The sequence below is a fragment of the Mycobacterium sp. E2989 genome (assembly GCF_001667595.1).
Lineage (GTDB): Bacteria > Actinomycetota > Actinomycetes > Mycobacteriales > Mycobacteriaceae > Mycobacterium.
Genome location: NZ_LZJX01000076.1, coordinates 1 through 18,169 on the forward strand (window position 1 = coordinate 1; position 18,169 = coordinate 18,169).

17 protein-coding genes, 1 tRNA gene and 2 pseudogenes are annotated in these 18,169 nt (G+C 69.0%); 10 read left to right on the forward strand and 10 right to left on the reverse strand.

The genetic code is table 11. The features are described 5' to 3' along the window. Nucleotides 1–7: 7 nt before the first annotated feature. From A5680_RS13890 to A5680_RS13905, 4 genes are all read right to left on the reverse strand, one after another. On the reverse strand, nt 8–1,192 hold the full coding sequence (locus A5680_RS13890) for a hypothetical protein (RefSeq protein WP_156675110.1): 1,185 nt from the start codon (nt 1,190–1,192) through the stop codon (nt 8–10). A 173-nt stretch (nt 1,193–1,365) separates the two neighbouring features. Next, a complete protein-coding gene (locus A5680_RS13895; RefSeq protein ID WP_231977628.1) occupies nt 1,366–3,297 on the reverse strand; it encodes a hypothetical protein in 1,932 nt (643 codons plus the stop codon). A gap of 132 nt (nt 3,298–3,429) precedes the next feature. Continuing rightward, nucleotides 3,430–4,002, reverse strand: coding sequence for a dCTP deaminase (dcd, locus tag A5680_RS13900; RefSeq protein ID WP_067820216.1), 573 nt, complete (start codon nt 4,000–4,002; stop codon nt 3,430–3,432). A gap of 23 nt (nt 4,003–4,025) precedes the next feature. Then, complete coding sequence (locus A5680_RS13905; protein ID WP_067820219.1) at nt 4,026–4,682, reverse strand: hypothetical protein; 657 nt, start codon at nt 4,680–4,682, stop codon at nt 4,026–4,028. Nucleotides 4,683–4,866: 184 nt separating this feature from the next. On the opposite strand from A5680_RS13905, the gene A5680_RS13910 reads away from it, so the two are divergent. From A5680_RS13910 to A5680_RS13920, 3 genes are all read left to right on the forward strand, one after another. Beyond that, a tRNA-Gly gene (locus A5680_RS13910) sits at nt 4,867–4,940 on the forward strand. Nucleotides 4,941–5,255: 315 nt separating this feature from the next. Continuing rightward, nucleotides 5,256–6,092 (forward strand): carotenoid biosynthesis protein, encoded by an 837-nt coding sequence (locus tag A5680_RS13915; protein WP_067820222.1) that lies wholly within the window; start codon nt 5,256–5,258, stop codon nt 6,090–6,092. Between the two features lie 212 nt (nt 6,093–6,304). Further along, nucleotides 6,305–7,639, forward strand: coding sequence for a lipase family protein (locus A5680_RS13920; protein ID WP_067820225.1), 1,335 nt, complete (start codon nt 6,305–6,307; stop codon nt 7,637–7,639). Between the two features lie 4 nt (nt 7,640–7,643). On the opposite strand, the gene mtnA is transcribed toward A5680_RS13920, so the two are convergent. Both mtnA and A5680_RS13930 read right to left on the reverse strand, forming a co-directional pair. Continuing rightward, nucleotides 7,644–8,609, reverse strand: coding sequence for an S-methyl-5-thioribose-1-phosphate isomerase (gene mtnA, locus A5680_RS13925; protein ID WP_067749059.1), 966 nt, complete (start codon nt 8,607–8,609; stop codon nt 7,644–7,646). 21 nt (nt 8,610–8,630) lie between these two features. Further along, on the reverse strand, nt 8,631–9,236 hold the full coding sequence (locus tag A5680_RS13930) for a cutinase family protein (RefSeq protein WP_055400541.1): 606 nt from the start codon (nt 9,234–9,236) through the stop codon (nt 8,631–8,633). Between the two features lie 139 nt (nt 9,237–9,375). On the opposite strand from A5680_RS13930, the gene A5680_RS13935 reads away from it, so the two are divergent. Beyond that, on the forward strand, nt 9,376–10,779 hold the full coding sequence (locus A5680_RS13935; RefSeq protein ID WP_231977627.1) for an MFS transporter: 1,404 nt from the start codon (nt 9,376–9,378) through the stop codon (nt 10,777–10,779). Between the two features lie 64 nt (nt 10,780–10,843). Then, a complete protein-coding gene (locus A5680_RS13940; protein ID WP_067820244.1) occupies nt 10,844–12,271 on the forward strand; it encodes an MFS transporter in 1,428 nt (475 codons plus the stop codon). A 10-nt stretch (nt 12,272–12,281) separates the two neighbouring features. Here A5680_RS13940 and A5680_RS13945 read toward each other — a convergent pair whose 3' ends face one another. Both A5680_RS13945 and A5680_RS13950 read right to left on the reverse strand, forming a co-directional pair. Beyond that, nucleotides 12,282–13,268, reverse strand: coding sequence for an alpha/beta hydrolase (locus A5680_RS13945; RefSeq protein WP_067820229.1), 987 nt, complete (start codon nt 13,266–13,268; stop codon nt 12,282–12,284). 61 nt (nt 13,269–13,329) lie between these two features. After that, nucleotides 13,330–13,554, reverse strand: coding sequence for a DUF4926 domain-containing protein (locus A5680_RS13950; RefSeq protein WP_067820231.1), 225 nt, complete (start codon nt 13,552–13,554; stop codon nt 13,330–13,332). 175 nt (nt 13,555–13,729) lie between these two features. Between A5680_RS13950 and A5680_RS13955 the strand changes: the two genes are divergently transcribed. Then, a complete protein-coding gene (locus A5680_RS13955) occupies nt 13,730–14,551 on the forward strand; it encodes an Ig-like domain-containing protein (RefSeq protein ID WP_067820233.1) in 822 nt (273 codons plus the stop codon). Between the two features lie 88 nt (nt 14,552–14,639). Here the strand turns inward: A5680_RS13955 and A5680_RS13960 are convergent, their stop codons facing one another. Further along, nucleotides 14,640–15,182: a hypothetical protein gene (locus A5680_RS13960; RefSeq protein WP_067820236.1), complete on the reverse strand. Its 543-nt coding sequence runs from the start codon at nt 15,180–15,182 to the stop codon at nt 14,640–14,642. Nucleotides 15,183–15,462: 280 nt separating this feature from the next. Here A5680_RS13960 and A5680_RS13965 point away from each other — a divergent pair, with 280 nt between their 5' ends. The 4 genes and pseudogenes from A5680_RS13965 to A5680_RS25290 form a co-directional block, all read left to right on the forward strand. After that, on the forward strand, nt 15,463–15,795 hold the full coding sequence (locus A5680_RS13965) for a DUF732 domain-containing protein (protein ID WP_055400551.1): 333 nt from the start codon (nt 15,463–15,465) through the stop codon (nt 15,793–15,795). A 148-nt stretch (nt 15,796–15,943) separates the two neighbouring features. Further along, nucleotides 15,944–16,258 carry a DUF732 domain-containing protein gene (locus A5680_RS13970; protein ID WP_197281124.1) on the forward strand — a complete coding sequence of 105 codons (315 nt, stop codon included), beginning with the start codon at nt 15,944–15,946 and terminating at the stop codon, nt 16,256–16,258. Between the two features lie 20 nt (nt 16,259–16,278). Continuing rightward, nucleotides 16,279–17,679 carry a mannitol dehydrogenase family protein gene (locus A5680_RS13975; RefSeq protein WP_067820239.1) on the forward strand — a complete coding sequence of 467 codons (1,401 nt, stop codon included), beginning with the start codon at nt 16,279–16,281 and terminating at the stop codon, nt 17,677–17,679. Next, nucleotides 17,676–17,963 (forward strand): annotated as a pseudogene (locus A5680_RS25290) (FGGY family carbohydrate kinase); the annotation flags it as partial. The gene A5680_RS13975 and the pseudogene A5680_RS25290, both read left to right, overlap by 4 nt. Nucleotides 17,964–18,013: 50 nt before the next feature. Here the strand turns inward: A5680_RS25290 and A5680_RS25295 are convergent. After that, nucleotides 18,014–18,160, reverse strand: a pseudogene (locus A5680_RS25295) (xylulose kinase); the annotation flags it as partial. Nucleotides 18,161–18,169: the final 9 nt, after the last annotated feature.

Genomic DNA, 18,169 nt, shown 5'->3' on the forward strand with positions numbered 1-18,169 from the left:
AGGAACTCTACGCGCCCGAGCTGCACCCGGTCCTGCTCGAGCCTTCGGCCGCGCCGGCGCAGCCGGGATGAGCGGGGACCTGAGCCTCCGGTGCCGGTGCGGGCGCCGCCGGTGCCGGGGCCTCGGCCGGCGCCGGAGCCGCCGGGGCGGGCCGGCTGGGCGCGACGACGACGTTCTGGTTCGGGTTGGGCTGCACGTTGGCCGTCGGCCGGATGGCGATGGCCAGCGAGACGACCAGCGCCACCAGGCCGACGACGAAGACGCCGGCCACGATGCTTCCCACCAGCCGGAACGAGCTGCGCTGGGGGTCGCCGGTGTCGACGAGCGCGGTCGCGCCGGTGTGCGCGCCGGTGTACAGGTCGTCGGCGTCGTCGGGCACCGCGCTGTAGGCGAGCGCGTCCCTGCTCAACGTCCCCGGGGTGTCGAAGTAGCCGGGCGTGATCCCGAATGGGGCGATGGCGCCGGTGCCCGGGTCCTGGGCGTAGGCCAGCGCCGCGGTGGACGACGAGAAGAGCGGCGCGTTCGCGGAGGCGAGCGCAGCACCCCGCGCCAGCGCGGTCTCGGGCTCTTCGGGCGCCGACAACGGCAGCGATGTCGCCGCCTCCAGCGCGGGCTTGATCAGCGGGATGTCGATGCCCGAGCCGACGACGAACACACCGTCCGGCCGCGTCTCCAGCGTCTCGGCGTGCGAAACCATCGTGGCCAGCTGGGCCACCGCGGCCTCGTCGTCCGCCGGGAGAGGCTGCCGCTGAACGTCGACGATCGACCCGTCGGCGCTGTTGACGACGGCCAGCGTCGCGGTGTCGGGCTCGATGTAGAGCAGCGCCGTCTGCGCGTAGTTGGTCTGGCTGCCGACGGCCTGCGCCAGGGCGGCCGCGGCCAGGAAGGCCGAGACCAACATCACGTTCTCGACCTTGTGCGCCGCCAGCGCATCCCGCAGGGCGGCGGCCTCGATCGGGTCGGTGAAGGTGACCCCGGTCGAGGCGAGTTGGTAGCCGCCCTCGGCTGCGCCCTCCCGCGTGCCCAGGATCGCCGAAACTACCTGATTCGCCGCGCTGAGCGTTGCGGCGTCGTCCTCGGGCGGGACGTCGAAGTTGTCTTCGTCGACGGTGGCGCCTTCGCCATTCTGGCCTTCGACCAGCACCATTCGGACGGCCGTCGGCGCCATCGACACGCCAAGTACCGTGTCCAAAGCTCCTCCATGGTTCGCTTGCTAGTCCTGATGATGAGGACGTGGCCGCCGCACCCCGCGAAATCGCCAGAGGTCACTGGGTCCCCACCGTGTTTTTCCCCTAGTAATCCGATTTTACGCGTGTTCGCGACCTTGTGCGCCGCGCGCCGACCGGCTGGGGTAGCCCTCACCGGCTATTTGTGGCTGCCACCGCCTCCGCCACTGTGACCGCCGCCACCGCCGCCGCCACCGAAGCTGCCGCCGCCACCACCGCCCCCGCCGAAACCGCCGCCGCTGTGGCCGCCGCCGGGGATGCCGAAGCCGCCGCCGCCCGGAGCGCCGATGCCGCCGCCCGGTCCGCCGCCGAACAGGCCGCCGGGGCCACCGGGCGCACCGCCGCCGGAACCGGGTGACGGGACGTGCCCGCCGCCCAGCCCACCGGGGCCGGAGCCAGGCGGAGGGACGTGCCCACCGCCGAGGCCGCCGTCGCCGGAAGTGGGAGGCGGGATGTGCCCACCGCTCGACCCGCCGGTGCCCGAACCGGGCGCCGGGACGTGGCCGCCGCCCAGCCCACCGGGGCCAGAGCTATGAGGCGGGACGTGCCCGCCGCCGAGGCCGCCGCCGTCGCCGGAGCCGGGCGCCGGCACATGCCCACCACTCGACCCGCCCGTACCCGAACCGGGCGCCGGCACATGCCCACCGCCCGAGCCGCCCGTGCCCGAATCGGGCGGAGGTTGGTGCGGCGGCGACTGCGGGCCCGTGCCGCCGGACTGCGGCGGCTCCGGGACATGCACGGGCGGTTGGGGCACCACCACCACCGGCGGGGGCGACACGTGCGGCGGCGCCTGGATCACCGGCGGAGTCAGCACGGGGTTGGGAACGGGCACGCGGACCGGGGGCAGGATCACCGGCGCGATCGGCGGAACGACCACCGGAACCGGCACCACCGGCGCCGCCGGCACCGGCGCGGGAATCGGAGGCGCCGCGGGCGGCGGCGGGGCCGCCGGCATGGGCGCGGCGAACTGCGGGGTCATCGGCTTGGGCGCCGCCACCGGCTCCGGCATGTGGATCTTGGCCGCCGGGGCCGACGCGTCGACGGGCGCCGGCGCCTCCTGCGCCGGAACGATGAGGTGCTGTCCCGGCGTGGGCTGCAACGCGACGGTGCCCGTCGAGCGGATGCCGATGGCGAGCGCGATCTCCAGCGCCAACACCGCGCTGATCCCGGCGACCGCCAACCCGCTACCGATCAGCAGGGCCGGCCGGCGCCGCGGCTGGCTCTCTTCTTGCACGAAGAGCTTCTCGATGACCACGGTCGGCGAATCGGCGTCCTCGTCGGGCACCGCGCTGTAGGCGAGCTCGTCGTCGATTCCGAAGGGCGCGTAAAGGTATTCGGGCAGCGAGTGCTGGTCGACGACGCCGGTGCCGGGGTCCTGCGCGTAGGCCAGCGCGGCGGTCGAGGAGGCGAACAGCGGCGCGTTGGCCGCCGCCAGCGCGGCGCCGCGGGCCAGCGCGGTCTCCGGCTCCTCGGGGACGCTCACCGCGAGCGAGGTCGCCGTCTGCAGCGCCGGCTTCAGCGGGGCGATGTCGACGCCCGACCCCACCACCAGCACGCCGTCCGGCGCGGCCGCCAGCTTCTCCAGGCCGCCGATCATGCCGCCGAGCTGCGTGGCGGCCTGGTCGTAGGAGTCGGCGTACAGGGGCTGCTTGTAGACGTCGGGGATGGACCCGTCCGAGGTCTCGACCACCGCCAGCGTCGCGGTGTCGGGCTCCACGAACATCACCGCGGTGCGCTCGTAACCCATTGCGGCGCCGACGTTTTGGGCGAGGGCCGTGGCGGCGAGAAACGCCGACACCAACATGACGTTCTCGATGCGATGGGCGGCCAGCGCGTCGTGCAACGCCGCCGCCTCGAGCTGGTCGGTCCACGTCACGCCGATCGAAGACACCTCCAGCCCGGCGTCGGCCGCGCCCTCCTGGGTGCCCAGGATGGCGGCGAGCACCTGATCCGACGCGCTCGCGGTGGCCGCCTCGTCGGCGGCGGCGACGTCGAACACGTCCTCTTCTACGGTGGCGCCGTCGGCGTATTCGCCTTCGAGGACGACCATTTGGATCGATGCCGGTGCCATCGACACCCCGAGCACGATATCCAAGACAAACCCCTCCAAAGGTATTGCGCGTTGAACCACGGCCTGGCGGAGGAAAAAAACCGTGGCTAACTAAGTATCGCGCAGAACGGGGGTGAGGGCTCCCCGCGGAAGCTATGTAGACCTTATGAAGTTCTGATAGGACCGCGACGGCGTGGGTCCGCGCTGGCCCTGGTACTTGGAACCAACTTGCGAACTGCCGTAAGGGTGTTCGGCCGGGCTGGTCAACCGCAGGATGCACAGCTGACCGATCTTCATCCCCGGCCACAGCGTGATCGGCAGGTTCGCGACGTTGGACAGCTCCAGCGTGATGTGGCCGCTGAAGCCCGGGTCGATGAAGCCGGCAGTCGAGTGGGTCAGCAGGCCCAACCGGCCCAGGGACGACTTGCCTTCCAGTCGGCCGGCGAGGTCCTCGGGCAGGGTGAACAGTTCCAGCGTGGAGCCGAGCACGAATTCGCCGGGGTGCAGCACGAACGGCTCACCCTCGACGGGTTCGACGAGCGTGGTCAGCTCGTCCTGCTGCTTGGCCGGGTCGATGTGGGTGTAGCGGGTGTTGTTGAAGACGCGGAACATGCAGTCCAGGCGGACGTCGATGCTCGATGGCTGCACCAGGGTGGCGTCGTAGGGGTCGATGCCCAATCGGCCGCCGGTGATTTCGGCCCTGAGGTCACGATCGGAGAGCAGCACGCGACGAGCCTAGCCGCTGGCCGTCAGTCAGCCAGATACATCTCCCCACCCTTGGGGTAGCCCCCGCCGGTGGTCGTGACGTGGACGTGGTCGTAGTGGCCGAGCCGGCTCGGCTGCGCCCCGCCCGGCGTGTAGTAGACGCCGCGCCAGATCGCGTCCTGGATCCCGAAGCGCCGCGCGTTCTGCATCACGTACGCGACGATCTCGTCGCCCAGGGCGATGCCGTCGGCGCTCTGCGGGTTGGGGATCATTACGTCGATCGCCAATCCCAGCGGGTGCCAGGGCAGCGGATCCGGTCGCACGCCGCCCATTTCGTGGATCTGGGGGAACTTTGCGGTGATGGCGCGCGAGACCAGGATCGTCCTCACCTGCAGGCCCTGTTCGGGGGTAAGCCCGGCGGGCAGGAAGCGCGATCGGGTGTGATACCTGGATGCCGCGGGCGGCGGAGACATCCCGTCGCCACGGGACACATCCGACGCGAGCGTGATCGCCATCGGCTTCGCCGAGACGATTTCTAAGCAGCACGCTGAATTGTCTCCAATAACGGGCGCCGCGATGTGTTGGGGGACGAAAGGGCCGACGTCTCCGGCCGCCGCGAAGAATACCGCGGCGGGGCCCAGCGCTGCTGCCAGGACAAGCGGGGACTTCCGCCGCTTCTTGGCTAATCTGTGCCGACCCACCCCAGGCACATTACGACACGATCACGGAATAATAAACACGCGTCTTCGAATTTGCAGGACAGCGGCCATTTCCGCGGCGGCGGGCATTTGTGCGGCGGGGCCGACGGCCGCGGCCGGGTCGTTGGCGGCCGCCCTACTCGCCCAACGGATCCGCCGCCGGATGCTAGCCTTCGTTGTCGACAGCGCCGATGTAGTTCAATGGCAGAACATCAGCTTCCCAAGCTGAATACGCGGGTTCGATTCCCGTCATCGGCTCCACGTTTGACCATGGCATATAGCCGGGTTCCCGCCCTGGCGAGGCCGGTTGTCCCCCGACGGGTTCCCTTAGTTCGTCACTGAAATACCGCGAGCATCGGCACTGCCTCATGCCGCCGAATAGCTGAGATCCGCAACTCCGGGCGATAGCGTGAGCAAACAAGAATCGGCGTGCGTCGGGCGCCGAACAGCACGGCTAAGAGGGTGCGCAAGGTGACCAGTGAAGAGACCACCCAGCGAGCGCCAGCCGTTACGCAGACGCGATCGTCTCGCCGAACGGGGGCACGGTTGCAGATTCTCAGGGCATCGTGTTGGGTCTTGTTGTTCCTCACGCTGGTCGCCGCGCTGGTTATGGCGGTGCGTCCGTCGCTGGCTGCGCAAGCCGGGGCCGCCCAATTGGGCTTTCTCGTTCTGTTTGTCGTCGTCCATGCGTGGCTGGGCTACTTCGCACGAGGCATGGCCGCATTCATCGCCATCGCCGGCGTTGTTGCGTTCGCAATGGAGGCAATCGGTGTCGCGACCGGTTTCCCGTTCGGCTCCTACACCCATCACCTGCCCGGTCCGAAGCCCCTGGGCGTTCCCCCAGTGGCCATCGTCAGCTGGATCATTTTCGGCTGGCTGGCCTGGGCACTGGCCCGGGTGATCATGCGACCCGCTCCCGATGTGGCCGTGGGTGGCGCCGAACGCTTTACGACGCCCATCGTGGCGACGTTCATTCTTGGGGGTTATGACCTGGTAAACGACCCCATCGGTGCGACGGCGCACGACTGGTACTCCTATCACCACCCGACCGGCGCGCTGGGAGTCCCGCTGACCAACTATCTCGGCTGGCTGCTGACGGGCTGGCTGATCTTTCAGCTCGTAGCGCTCGTCGAGGCGCGATTCCCCGGGAGCCCCGCCACCCGAACCCGCCCCTATTGGCTGCTGCCGTGCCTGTTCTGGCTTTCCACCGCCACTCAGGTCTTCGCCGCCCTGACCCACCCGCCGGACGGCGTTGCGGTCCGCGGCGGCAAAACCATCCAGATTGCCGACGTGTACGAGTCAGGCGCATCGGCAGCGTTATTCACCATTCTTCTCACGGGAATCATGGCGCTGGTACGCCTCTACCTTCGCCAACCGTCAAAGATCCCTCATTCCCGTACAGAGGAGGCCTGATCGTCGGTGGGTGGGGCCGCAACCGCCCGACTGGTGCGAGTCGTTCCGCGCCAGCGCGTTTCTCGGAAACTGGATGCGCACCGAGCCCACGCCGTAATTCGGCGGGAATTTCGGATGGCCGGTGGTTGACAAACCGGTACCGCGGGTAATGGCTAACTCGGGGCCGCGTGAATGCGTGCCATCAGCGATACGCCGAGGGAGTCGCCACGCCAATGGACAGCTCTTCCGCCACACCAGTGCGCGTCAGCAGCGCGCCGCACGACGCGCTGCGCCGCGGCGAACGGCCGATCCCACCCGACGATGACCCGTTCTACCGGGCGCCACTGGGGTACGAGGACGCAGAACCGGGCACGATATTGCGTTCGCGCGACGTGGAGATCGGATTCCTGGGTCTCATCAGTCAACGAGTGAAAGCCACTCAGTTGCTGTACCGCACCACGAATCTGCACGAAGAACCGGAAGTCGCCGTGACGACAGTGCTGGTCCCGGCGCAGCGCGAGTCAGACGTCGCTTATCCGGTGCTCTCCTATCAATGCGCGATCGACGCTGTGGCGTCGCGCTGTTTTCCCTCGTTCGCCATGCGGCGCGGCGCGGGACCGATCGGTGCGTTCGTCCAAGCCGAGTATTTGTTGGTGACGGCCGCGCTGGCCGAAGGCTGGGCGGTTTGCGTACCCGACCACGAAGGCTGCCATGGCATGTGGGGCGCTCCGGTCGAGCCCGGCTATCGGATTCTGGACGGGTTGCGGGCCGCGATGCGGTCCGGGCGCTTGGAATTGTCGCCGTCCGCACCGGTGGGTCTGTGGGGATATTCAGGGGGAGGACTGGCGTCGGCGTGGGCGGCCGAATTGTGTGAGCGATATGCACCGGAGCTCAATATCGTTGGCGCCGTTCTCGGTTCGCCCGTCGGCGACCCGGGCAGTGTGGCGCGCCGCCTCAATGGCAGCTTCTTCGCCGGTCTCGCCGCACTGATGATTTCCGCATTGACGCAAGTCTTTCCCGGCGCGCAAAGGGTCGTCGATGAGCACGCGACCGACGAGGGCAAGGCGTTGCTCGACGAGTTGCAGACGATGACGACTGCCCAGGCGGTATGGCAGTTTCGCAACGTCGACATCGGGTCCTACGTCGACATGACGGCCGACGAGCTGTGGGACTTGCCCGAAGTGCGCCACATCTTCGACGAGACCAGGCTCGGCAAGTCCGGGCCCAAGCCGCCCGTGCTGGTCGTACAGGCGGTGCATGACGGAATCATCAGCGTCGACGATGTCGACGCACTGGTGGCTCAGTATGAACGCCACGGCGTGTCGGTCACCTACCACCGCGACCGGTTCTGTGGGCATCTGCTGTTGCATCCACTGTCGGCGCCCATGACGCTGAGGTGGCTGCGCGACCGATTCACGGACAGGCCGATCAACGAGCACAGAACCCGCACGGTATGGCCAACGCTGTTCAACCCCTCGACGTACTTGGGCATGGTCAAGTTGGGCGTCATCACGGCGAAGGTCGTCCTCGGGCGCAGCGTCGAACGCCAACCGCTGTCGACAACGTGAGGGGTTACGGCGCGTAACGCCCGTGCTCGGTGACGACGGCGGTGATCAGTTCGGCCGGGGTCACGTCGAACGCGGGGTTGTAAACGTCGGCGTCCGGCGGCGTGACGACGGCGCCGCCGAACGTCCGGACCTCGTCGGGCGCGCGTTCCTCGATGACGATGTCGGCGCCGGTGGCGAGCGAACTGTCGACCGTGGACGACGGCGCGACGACGACGAACGGCACGTCGTGATGGCGCGCCGCGATGGCCAGGCCGTAGGTGCCGATCTTGTTGGCGACGTCCCCGTTGGCCGCGATCCGGTCCGCGCCGACGAGCACGCAGTCGACGAGGCCCCGCCCCATCGCCGCCGCCGCGGCACCGTCGGTCTGCACCCGGTATGGCACGCGGGCCCGCGCCAGCTCCCACGCCGTGAGCCGGGCACCCTGCAACAGCGGCCGCGTCTCGTCGACGAGCACCGACTCGACCAGTCCGCGTTCGTGCAGGTGCCAGACGACGCCGAGCGCGCTGCCCCACGCGACGGTTGCGAGGTGGCCGGCGTTGCAGTGGCTGAGCAGGCGCAGCGGACGGCGATCACACACGGCGAGAACGACTTCGGCGGCATGTGCCGAGGCGACGCGGTTGAGGCGTTCGTCCTCGTCGAGAATCTCCAGCGCTTCGGCGAGCACGGATTCGGCGCCGGCGTCGAGCTTCTCGAGCGCGCGCGCCACCCCCCAGCTGAGGTTGACGGCGGTCGGCCGCGCCTTCGCGATCCGTTCGGCCGAGGCGCGCACGTCGCCGCCCTCGCGGGCCGCGAGCACCACGCCGAGGGCGCCCGCGGCGCCCAGCGCCGGCGCCCCGCGCACGGCCAGCCGGCGGATCGCGTCGATCAGCTCGTCGACGGTGCGCAGCGTCAGGACGCGATAGTCGGCCGGCAGCGCCGTCTGGTCGATGATCGTGACCGCGTCGCCGTCCCAGTCGATGGTCCTGCGCACACAGGTGACCCTAGCCGGGGTCTACAGCCTGCCCGCCACGAAGCCCGCGGCCTGATCCACCAGACCGGAGCCGATGTAGGAGGGCTGCAGGTGCGCCGGCCAGTTCGTTCCCCTGCCACAGATGGGGTCACCGGCCGCGCACTGGTCGATTGTCTTGCCCGCGAACGCCGGTCCGACACCGTGGGTGCCGTTGCCGAACAACGCGACCGCCGCGACGTGCTGGTCGGTCCCCGGTGGCAGCCCGCCCCATAGCGCGCGGTCCACCACCTCGGCGCCCAGCGAATAGCCGCCGAGCACGATCCGGGTGTTGGGGCAATCCCTGGCCATGGATTGCACGTGGGCGCTGATGTCGTTGGCGCCGCCGCCGGTGGTGATGTTGGCGGGATAGTTCACCCCGTACACCCCGATCGACTTATTCGTCTTGGCGCGCAGCGAATTGACGAGCGCGTCGCCGACCGCGCCGACGCCGGGTGGTTCCTCCCGGCCGCGGGCGAAGACCACCTCCGCGTCGGGGCACGCCGCCGACGCCAGGGGCACCGACGAGATGGGGAGGGGCGCGGCCGCCGGCCCAAGCGCCATCGCGCCGGCGACGATGACAACGGACGGCACGCTCGCGACGAGCCTCATAACGCGATATTACGGAGTTTGTCGAGGCGTCGCCGATGCTTTGTGTGCTGGACCGCGCCGAGCGACACGGCCTCGCGGCGACCCGGCAGTCCGCCGAATTGTGGGATAGACAGGAGTCACCGCCCGTATCGTCAAGCCCGTGAATCTCCGCGCGCACGGGCGGCACCCGCGCTGGATCATCGCGGCGATCTCGATGGCACTGTTCTGCGTGCAGATCGATTACTTCGCAATGAACCTCGCGTTGCCCCGCATGGCGTCGGACCTGCACAGCACCACGACCGATCTGCAGTGGGTGATCAGCGTCTACATGCTGACCCTGGGCGCGTTCATGGCGCCCGCCGGCCGCATCGGCGATATCTTCGGACGCCGCCGCACGCTGCTCGCCGGGATCGGGTTGTTCGCAATCGCGTCGGTGTTCTGCGCGGTCGCGCCATCGGCGCCGGTGGTTATCGCGTTCCGGGCCGTGCAAGGCCTCGGCGCCGCTCTGATCTTTCCGGTGTCCGTGAGCGTCCTGACCAATACATTGCCCGCCGAAAGGTCTGGTCGCGCAATCGGACTGGCGTATGGCATCGCCGGCCTGGGCAACGCCGCCGGCCCCCTGGTGGGCGGGTTGCTGACCCAGACGCTCGGGTGGCGCTCGGTGTTCTGGATGCTGGTGCCGCTGTCGGCGATCTCGATCGCCATCGGCGCGAGAACCATCCCGGAGACCTCCGACACCAGCGTGCCGCGACGGGTGGATCTGGCCGGCCTGGCGCTGATCACGACTGGGATAGGGCTGTTCACCCTCGCCTTCGACCGAGCGCCGAACTGGGGGTGGTTGTCGCCGCCGGTGATCGGCGTATTCCTTGGCTCCGTTGCCTTGTTGGTCGGGTTCGTCGCGGTCGAGACGCGCGTGCGCTTCCCCCTGATCGACCTGTCGCTGCTGCGCAAGCCCCGCTTCACGGTCTTGGTCGTCGCCGGTACGGTCGCCAACATCGCGTACGTGGTGACCGTCTTTCTCGCCACGCTGAACCTCCAACAGGTGCGAGGCCTCGACCCGCTGATGGCCGGCTTGGCTTTCCTCGGCCCATCGGTCGGCGCGGCGCTCGGTGGTCCGGTGTCCGGACGCCTGGCGTCGCGCAACGCGCCCTTCGCCGTCATGGGCATCGGTTGCACCGCGGCGGCGGTGTCACTCGGCGTCCTGGCGTCCGCTGACAGCTTCGCGGTGTATCTCGCCGCGCTCAGCGCGTGCGGTTTCACCATGGGCCTGGTCTACGCGTTCACCACGGTGGCGACTCAGGCCGTCGTCGCGCCCGAGCGGGCTGGCGAAGCCGCGGGCGTCACGCTGACGTCCCTGGTCACTCTCGCGGGCGTGGGCGTTGCGGTGTCCAGCAGCGCGCTGGAGATGTTGCAGCACCACGGCGTCAGCACGGGTCACGGCATCCAAGTCATCCTCGCGGTCGGCGCCGCACTGCTGCTGCCGGCGGGCCTGGCCGTGCTGAGCGTCGCCCGCGTCAAGACGCCCGCGCCGGACTCCACGATGGCTGCGGGACAACACAATTAACCGATGTGTCGACTAGGGCATGGCGAGCGAAGGGGGGCCGACGATGGTCGGTGAAAGCCCGGCGATGACAACTGCTGACGGCGACGGCGGCAAGGAGCTTTCGTCCTCGCGAACCGCCGTCATGGTGGCCGCGTTGGCGTTGGCGGTGATGTCGTTCATGCTCAACGCGACCATGCTCGGCCCCGCGATCCGGGACATCAACACCCATCTCGGTCCCCACGCATACGCGTCCATGTCCGCCTACTTCTATCTCGCCGGCGCGATCGCCAACGTGGTTTTGATCCGATGGAGCGACTTCATCGGCCGCAGGCGTGTCCTGGTCGGCATCCTCACCCTCGTCTGCATCGGCACGTTGTTGTGCATCCTGGGCACCTCACTACCGGTGGTGGTCGCGGGCCGGGTGTTGCAGGGATGCGCGAACATCACGTACGGCCTCGCCTTCCTCATCATGCGAGAACACCTGAGCGACAAAGCCTTCGGCGTCTGCTGCGGTGTCATCTCGGCGATCAACGCGGGGGTGGCCGGGGTCGACGCGCTGCTCGCCGGTGTCCTGGTCGACCGCTTCGGCTATCGCTCCATCTTCGTCCTGACGTTGGTGGTCGGCATCGCCGCTGTCGCGCTGTGCCGGCTGGCCGTCCCCGCAGACGAACGCGGCCGCAAGAACACGGGCCGAATGGACTGGGCGGGCGCCGTCCTGATCGCGCTGACGGTCGCCGGGCTGAATCTGTATGTGTCCAACGGCGAACACTTGGGCTGGTCCGCGCCGCTCATGCTCGGCTGCCTTGCCGCGGCCGTCGCCGCCTGCGTCGGGCTCGTGGTGGTCGAGAAACGAGTCGCGACACCGTTGATCCACATCGACCAGATGCGGTCGCGATACGCATGGCCGTTGATCGTCGTGACCATTCTCGTCTTCGGGTCATTCATGGTGGTGCTCAGCTACATCGTGCCGTCCCTCGCCGAGAACGACCGCGTCGGCTTCGCCGCCAGCGGGCAGCTCACGGCCCTGCTGTTCATCACTCCCGGCGCGCTGGCCCAACTTCTCACCGCCCCTTTGGTCGGGCGGCTCGCCGCCCAGATCGGCTTCGTGACGGTGTTGCGCACGGGCCTGGTCGGTTCCGTGGCCGTCACCGCCGCGCTTGCGGTGTTCACGCTCGACAAGATGGTGGTCGTCGCCCTCATGGCGGTGTTCGGCGTGGCGTTGGCGGTCGCGCTCACCCCGATGAGCGCGCTCGGCGTCCTTCAAGCTCCCCCGGACGAGCCGGGGTCGCTGCCGGGGATCGCCAACGCCTCCTACGGCATCGGCGGGTCACTCGGGTTCGCTTGGGCGGGAACGGTTGTCGGAGCCGGCACCCAGGCGAGTTACCAGTCCGCGTTGTGGGTTTGCGTCGGGATCGGCGCCGTCGCGGTCCTGGCGAGCCTCGTGCTGAAACCGCGGTCCGTGGCCTCGCCCGCCGACACGACGAAGACGCGTCAAGCGGTTGACTCCGTGTGACCGACGGGGGTTATAGGTGTGCCTTCAAATGGTTCACCAAACTCTCGACGAACGTCTCCATCGATCGCGCCTTCGGCGCGTAGCCGTCTGCGGCGTGGTACATCCGCGGGACGGTTATCAGTTCACAGGGCACGCCACACGCGCGGAGCTTCTCCGCGTATGCCACGTCCTCGCCGTAGTAGAGATCGAGATCGCCGACACCGATCCAGGCGGGTGGGAGGCCGGACAGGTCATCGCGGCGCGCGGGTGCCGCGTAAGCCGGCGCATCGGAGCGCCGGGGCTCCCGGCCGAGGTAGGCGGTCCACGCGAACCGGTTGGACTCCGGTGTCCAGACGAGCCGCCCTCGGCCCTCGTTATCGTCGTTCAGCACGGTGCGGTCGTCGAGCATCGGATACATGAGCCCCTGAGCGCGCAGCGTGAATCCCTCATCGTGACTGCGCTGCGCGACGGCTGCCGCCAACCCGCCGCCCGCGCTCCTGCCCACGACGGCGATGCGATCGGCGTCGATTCCCAACTCTTCGGCGTTCTGGCTCATCCACTGCAACGTCGCCATGCAGTCGTCCAAGGCTGCGGGGAAAGGGTTTTCGGGCGCCAGGCGATAGTCCGGGGACACGACGACGGCGCCCAAATCCCGAGCTAGCCGTCCATGAGTCACGAGCTCGAGTTGCGGAGACCCGACGACCATCCCGCCCCCGTGCAGCGCCAGCACCGCGGGCCGATTCGCCCGGTGTCGTTCAGGAGTGATGACAAGTGCCCGGATTGCCGACTGGCCGACGGTCCGCGTGCCGACATCGACACCTGGTCCGGGCGACATCCTGAGTCGGTATACGAGGCGGAGGGCGGGCAGTGTCGTGGCCGAGTGGGTCACCGTCACAAACGGCAGCGCCGGGTTGCGCAGATCGGGCTCCACATCGGCGAGCGCCTCGCGCATTGCGAGATACCGACGGGCGGCCAGCACGGCGGCCCCGACAGCTGCGAAGGCCGCGATCTTCTTCATGGTCGGTGAATCTAGTGCTCGCGGGTGGGTGACGACCAGAACCTTGAAGCGGCGCCAACCGCTACGGACCTGACGCTGGACGCCACACCACTTCCAGGTCATCTTCGGCGAGGGTGACCAAGGCTCGGGTAATGCCGTCGCCGTCGCAAAACTCCACTTCGTAGGCGGCGTTATCCGAACCGGTCGTGTAGTCCATGACGACGGTCCCTCGTGAACCGGCCGGCAGGTCGTGCTCCGGCACCGCCCGGCGCAAGCGGACCACGTCGTATTCCTGAGGTCTCAACATCCTCCCCTCTCGGGGCCATCGAACCCCCGCCCACCTGCATATTGCCGAGCTAAACCCCCGTGGCCAAACCGTGACCGAGGCTTGACCAAATGCGAACGCGCCCTTGCGCTTCCGCTGGTCATCGCCCGTTTACGATCCCTATTGCAACTATGTCAGTTAAAAGGAAACGGAAGCCATGCGGACGGTCGTTCGGTGTGTTCTTGCGGGGGTCGGGGTCGCGGCGAGTGTGGTCGCGGGGCCAACCGGTGCCAGCATGGCGGCGGCGACCCAGCCGCATCACTTGGCCATCGCGTCGGTGCTTCCGGCTCGCGGCGCGACGGTGGGTGTGGCGCACCCGGTTGTGGTGACGTTCGACGCGCCCGTCGCGAACCGGCAGGCCGCCGAGCGCGCGATCGCGGTCACGTCGTCGCCCCCGATGACCGGCAAGTTCGACTGGCTGGACAACAAGGTGGTGCAGTGGGTTCCGGACCACTACTGGCCCGCTCACAGCACCATCGCGCTGGCGGTGGACGGCCGGGAGACGGAATTCAAAACGGGCCCAAAGGTCGTCGGCGTCGCCAACATCACCGACCACACCTTCAAGGTGACCATCGACGGAGTAGACGCTGCTCCGCTGCCGGCGCCGCACCATCGGCCGCACTTCGGCGAAGAGGGCGTGATGCCGGCTTCGATGGGTAGGCCGGAGTTCCCGACGCCCGTCGGCAATTACACCGTCTTGGCCAAAGACCGTTCAGTGCTTATGGATTCGAGTAGCGTCGGCATCCCGGTCAACGACCCCAACGGTTACATGCTCAACGTCGACTACGCCGTCCGGATCACCAACCGCGGCCTGTTCGTGCACTCCGCCCCGTGGGCGGTCCGCTCCCTCGGGCTGGAGAACGTCAGCCACGGCTGCATCAGCCTGAGCCCCGAAGACGCCGAGTGGTACTACAACACGGTCAACATCGGCGACCCGGTGATCGTCCAGCAAGACCTGTGGGAGCGCCCGCCTTCCTGAGCGGGCCGACGCTCGAAAGCCGCAACACCGAACCGCATACGAAAGGACCCGCTGGCCGAAACCAGCGGGTCCTTTCGTATCGGAGGGCTCAGTGCGAGGGGCCGGGTGCCACCGGCTGACCGGGCTGGGGTCCGCCCGTCGGCGCGGGACCGGTCGGTGCGTCCTTGACGCCCGACATGTCGATGAGCGGGGCGCCTTCGAGGGGGGCACCGGCCGCCAGTGGCCCGCCGAGGGCAACCAGCGGAGCGCCCGCCGGCACCACCGGGGCGATGGGCAACGGCGCGCCCAGGGGCAACGGCAGCGGCGCGCCCAGCGGCAGCGGCACCGGCGCACCCAGCGGCACCGGCCCGGGCACCGCCAGGGGGACACCCGCCATGTCGGTGAGCGGCGCGCTCGCCGCGCAGATCGGCGCCGTAGGCGCGCCGGCGGCCGCCGCTCCGCCCGCGGCACCGGCACCGGCACCTCCCGGTCCGGCCAGCGGCGCACCGGCCTCGCCGGCCTGGCCCTCGATGCAGGCGTAGCCGCCCGTCTTCAGGGGCGCGGCCGCCGCATCCGGGCTCAACGCAAGCGCGGCCCCGCACAACCCAAGGCTGGCAAGTACTTTCACGTTCAACCGATCGACGATCGCCATCAGCGTCGACTCTCCTTTTAATTCGCGCTCACATATCTGATGCAGCAGATAACGAGCCAATTGTCGGCAGTCGACGCGAAACGCCGGAGGCGCCGCACCGCGTCGTTTCCAAATGGTGACGTCACAAGGGCGTCACGGTCGGCGGCGACTGCGGGCCAGATGAATTCAATTTCGCGCAGCGTATTCACAGCGAATTTTAGGCTGACGCGATATCGCCCTGCGGTTCCATGGAAGGTGAACCACAGGCAATCGGACGGTTACGAAGAAGGGAGCGCAAGCCATGACTGCACGCCGATTCGTGAACGCGGCGCTGGTGGGAGGCCCGCTCCTGGTCGCCGGGGTGCTCTGGGCCAGCCCGGCGCAGGCCGACGCGACCACATTCGTCAATGACCTGCACAAGAACGGGATCGGCGCGGTCAGCGGCGGGGACGAGGCGCTGGTGCAGATGGGCTTGGCCGTGTGCCAGCAGCTGTCGTGGGGCGCGCCGCCATCCCAACTCGAGGGCCTGGCGCTGCAACGCTCCGACAGCCGGCAGGGGGCCAGGGGCCTCACCCCCCAAGAGGCCGACGACGTCGTGATCGACGCCGTGCGCGACCTCTGCCCGAACGCTTAACCCACGGGTCTTTGCCGACTATTCATCATCGGGATTTATCTTCCGCAGCGTGTTCCTTGGTGCTTTCGTGTAAAAGTGCATCATCCGAATCGGGCACGGGACGAAGGAGAAGATTTCGATGGCAGCACAACGGCCGTATGGCCGGTTCATGGGGGCGGCCCTGGTAGGGGGCCCACTTCTGGCCGCGGCGATCGCGTGGGCCGGCCCGGCGCGGGCCGACGGCGCTGCCTTCATCAACGACCTGCACAGCGCCGGCATCCACGCGGTCAACGGCGGCGACGAGGCGCTGTTGCAGATGGGCGCGGACCTGTGCCAACAACTTTCGTGGGGCGCCTCACCCCAACAGCTGGAGGGCCTGGCGATCCAGCGCTCGGACGCCGACCAGGGCACGGGCGGCATCAACGGCCGGCAGGCCGCGGACGTGGTGATCTTCGCCTTGCGCGATCTGTGCCCCAACGCTTGACGGTGAGCTAAGTTCCGGGAATGGAGCTGAGCGCGCGCAACCTGAGCGCTCTCGGCATCCCCGTCCCGACCTACGACCGCAGCCAGATCGGCGTCGGCATCGTGCATTTCGGCGTCGGCGGCTTTCACCGCTCCCATCAGGCCATGTACCTCGACAGGCTGCACAACGACGGGCTGGCCCAGGACTGGGGGATCTGCGGCGTCGGGGTGCTGCCGGGTGACCGCCGCATGCGCGACGCGCTCAGGGCCCAGGACTACCTGTACACGCTGATCCTCGAGCACCCCGACGGGACCCGGCAGCCGCGGGTCATCGGCTCGATCGTCGACTTCCTTTACGCGCCTGAGGATCCCGAGGCCGTCATCGAGCGGCTCGCGGCGCCTGCCACCCGGATCGTCTCGCTCACCATCACCGAGGGCGGCTACCAACCCCCGCTGAGCGACGTTTTCCCGCTGGTGGCCGAGGGGCTGAACCGGCGGCGGGAACGCGGGCTGCCCTCCCCCACGATCGTGTCGTGCGACAACATCGCGGAAAACGGGGACGTGGCCCGCCGCGCATTCACGTCCCACGCCGAGCAGCTCAATCCCGAACTGGCGCAATGGATGGCCGAACACACCGCCTTCCCGAATTCGATGGTCGACCGCATCACGCCGGTCACCCCCGCCGAGGCCATCGCGCGGCTGGACGCCGAATTCGGTGTCCGCGACGCATGGCCCGTGGTCGCCGAGCCGTTCGCCATGTGGGTGCTGCAGGACCGCTTCGCCGACGGCCGGCCCCCGCTGGAGCGAGCCGGCGTCCAACTGGTCGACGACGTGTCGCCGTACGAGGCGATGAAGCTGCGGCTGCTCAACGCCAGCCACCAGGGCCTGTGCTACTTCGCCTACCTGGCCGGGTACCGACTGGTCCACGAGGCCGCACAGGATCCGGTGATCGCCGAATTCTTAAACCGGTATCTGGAATCCGAGGCGATGCCGACCCTGGTGCGGGTCCCGGGGCTGACCGAGTTCAAGGACGGGCTCCTCCCCCGCTTCGCCAACGCCTACGTGCGCGACACCGTCGCCAGGCTGTGCGCCGACTCGTCCAACCGCATCCCCAAGTGGCTGCTGCCGGTGGTCGCCGACAACCTGCGTGACGGCGGGCCGGTGCGGCTGTCCGCGGCCATCGTCGCCAGCTGGGCCCGCTACGCCGAGGGCATCGACGAAGGCGGCCGACCGATCGACGTGGTGGACGCGCTCGCCGACACGCTCACCCCGATCGCCCGGTCCCAGCGTGACCAGCCCACCGCCTTCCTCGCCAACCGCGCGGTGTTCGGTGACCTCGTCGACCAGCCCCGCTTCCGCGAGCCCTACCTGTGGGCGCTGGATTCCCTGCACCGGCACGGCGCGCGCGCCACATTGCGGGCGCTCATCGGGGCCGACGCATGACCCTGGTCGCCGGCATCGATTCGTCGACACAGTCCTGCAAGGTGCTGATCTGCGACGCCGCGACCGGCGAAGTGCACCGCGAGGGCCGGGCCGACCACCCGCAGGGCACCGAAATCGACCCGGCGGCATGGGAATCCGCGACCCGGCAGGCGATCGCGGCGGCCGGCGGGCTGGAGGGCGTCGAGGCGGTCGCAGTCGGCGCGCAGCAACACGGGATGGTGTGCCTGGACGCGGCCGGCCAGGTGGTTCGGCCCGCGCTGCTGTGGAACGACGTGCGGTCGGCGTGGCCCGGCTCGTGGTCGGCGAGCCAACGCAGCTTGGCCACCGTGATCGCGGCCAGCGGCACGACGCCGACGGCCCGCGCCCACGCCCCCGGCCCGCCCAACTCGTCGACGAGCGCGCGCGCCGCGTCGGCCGACCGCACGTCGTTCCACAGCAGCGCGGGCCGAACCACCTGGCCGGCCGCGTCCAGGCACACCATCCCGTGTTG

Excerpts from the sequence above, each read along its gene's own strand:
- A5680_RS13955 (WP_067820233.1), top strand. The coding sequence starts at position 13,730 with ATGCGGACGGTCGTTCGGTGTGTTCTTGCGGGGGTCGGGGTCGCGGCG.
- A5680_RS13930 (WP_055400541.1), bottom strand. The coding sequence starts at position 9,236 with ATGAGGCTCGTCGCGAGCGTGCCGTCCGTTGTCATCGTCGCCGGCGCG.
- A5680_RS13965 (WP_055400551.1), top strand. The coding sequence starts at position 15,463 with ATGACTGCACGCCGATTCGTGAACGCGGCGCTGGTGGGAGGCCCGCTC.
- A5680_RS13970 (WP_197281124.1), top strand. The coding sequence starts at position 15,944 with ATGGGGGCGGCCCTGGTAGGGGGCCCACTTCTGGCCGCGGCGATCGCG.
- A5680_RS13940 (WP_067820244.1), top strand. The coding sequence starts at position 10,844 with ATGACAACTGCTGACGGCGACGGCGGCAAGGAGCTTTCGTCCTCGCGA.
- A5680_RS13960 (WP_067820236.1), bottom strand. The coding sequence starts at position 15,182 with ATGGCGATCGTCGATCGGTTGAACGTGAAAGTACTTGCCAGCCTTGGG.
- A5680_RS13975 (WP_067820239.1), top strand. The coding sequence starts at position 16,279 with ATGGAGCTGAGCGCGCGCAACCTGAGCGCTCTCGGCATCCCCGTCCCG.
- A5680_RS13895 (WP_231977628.1), bottom strand. The coding sequence starts at position 3,297 with ATGGCACCGGCATCGATCCAAATGGTCGTCCTCGAAGGCGAATACGCC.
- A5680_RS13945 (WP_067820229.1), bottom strand. The coding sequence starts at position 13,268 with ATGAAGAAGATCGCGGCCTTCGCAGCTGTCGGGGCCGCCGTGCTGGCC.
- A5680_RS13950 (WP_067820231.1), bottom strand. The coding sequence starts at position 13,554 with ATGTTGAGACCTCAGGAATACGACGTGGTCCGCTTGCGCCGGGCGGTG.
- A5680_RS13920 (WP_067820225.1), top strand. The coding sequence starts at position 6,305 with ATGGACAGCTCTTCCGCCACACCAGTGCGCGTCAGCAGCGCGCCGCAC.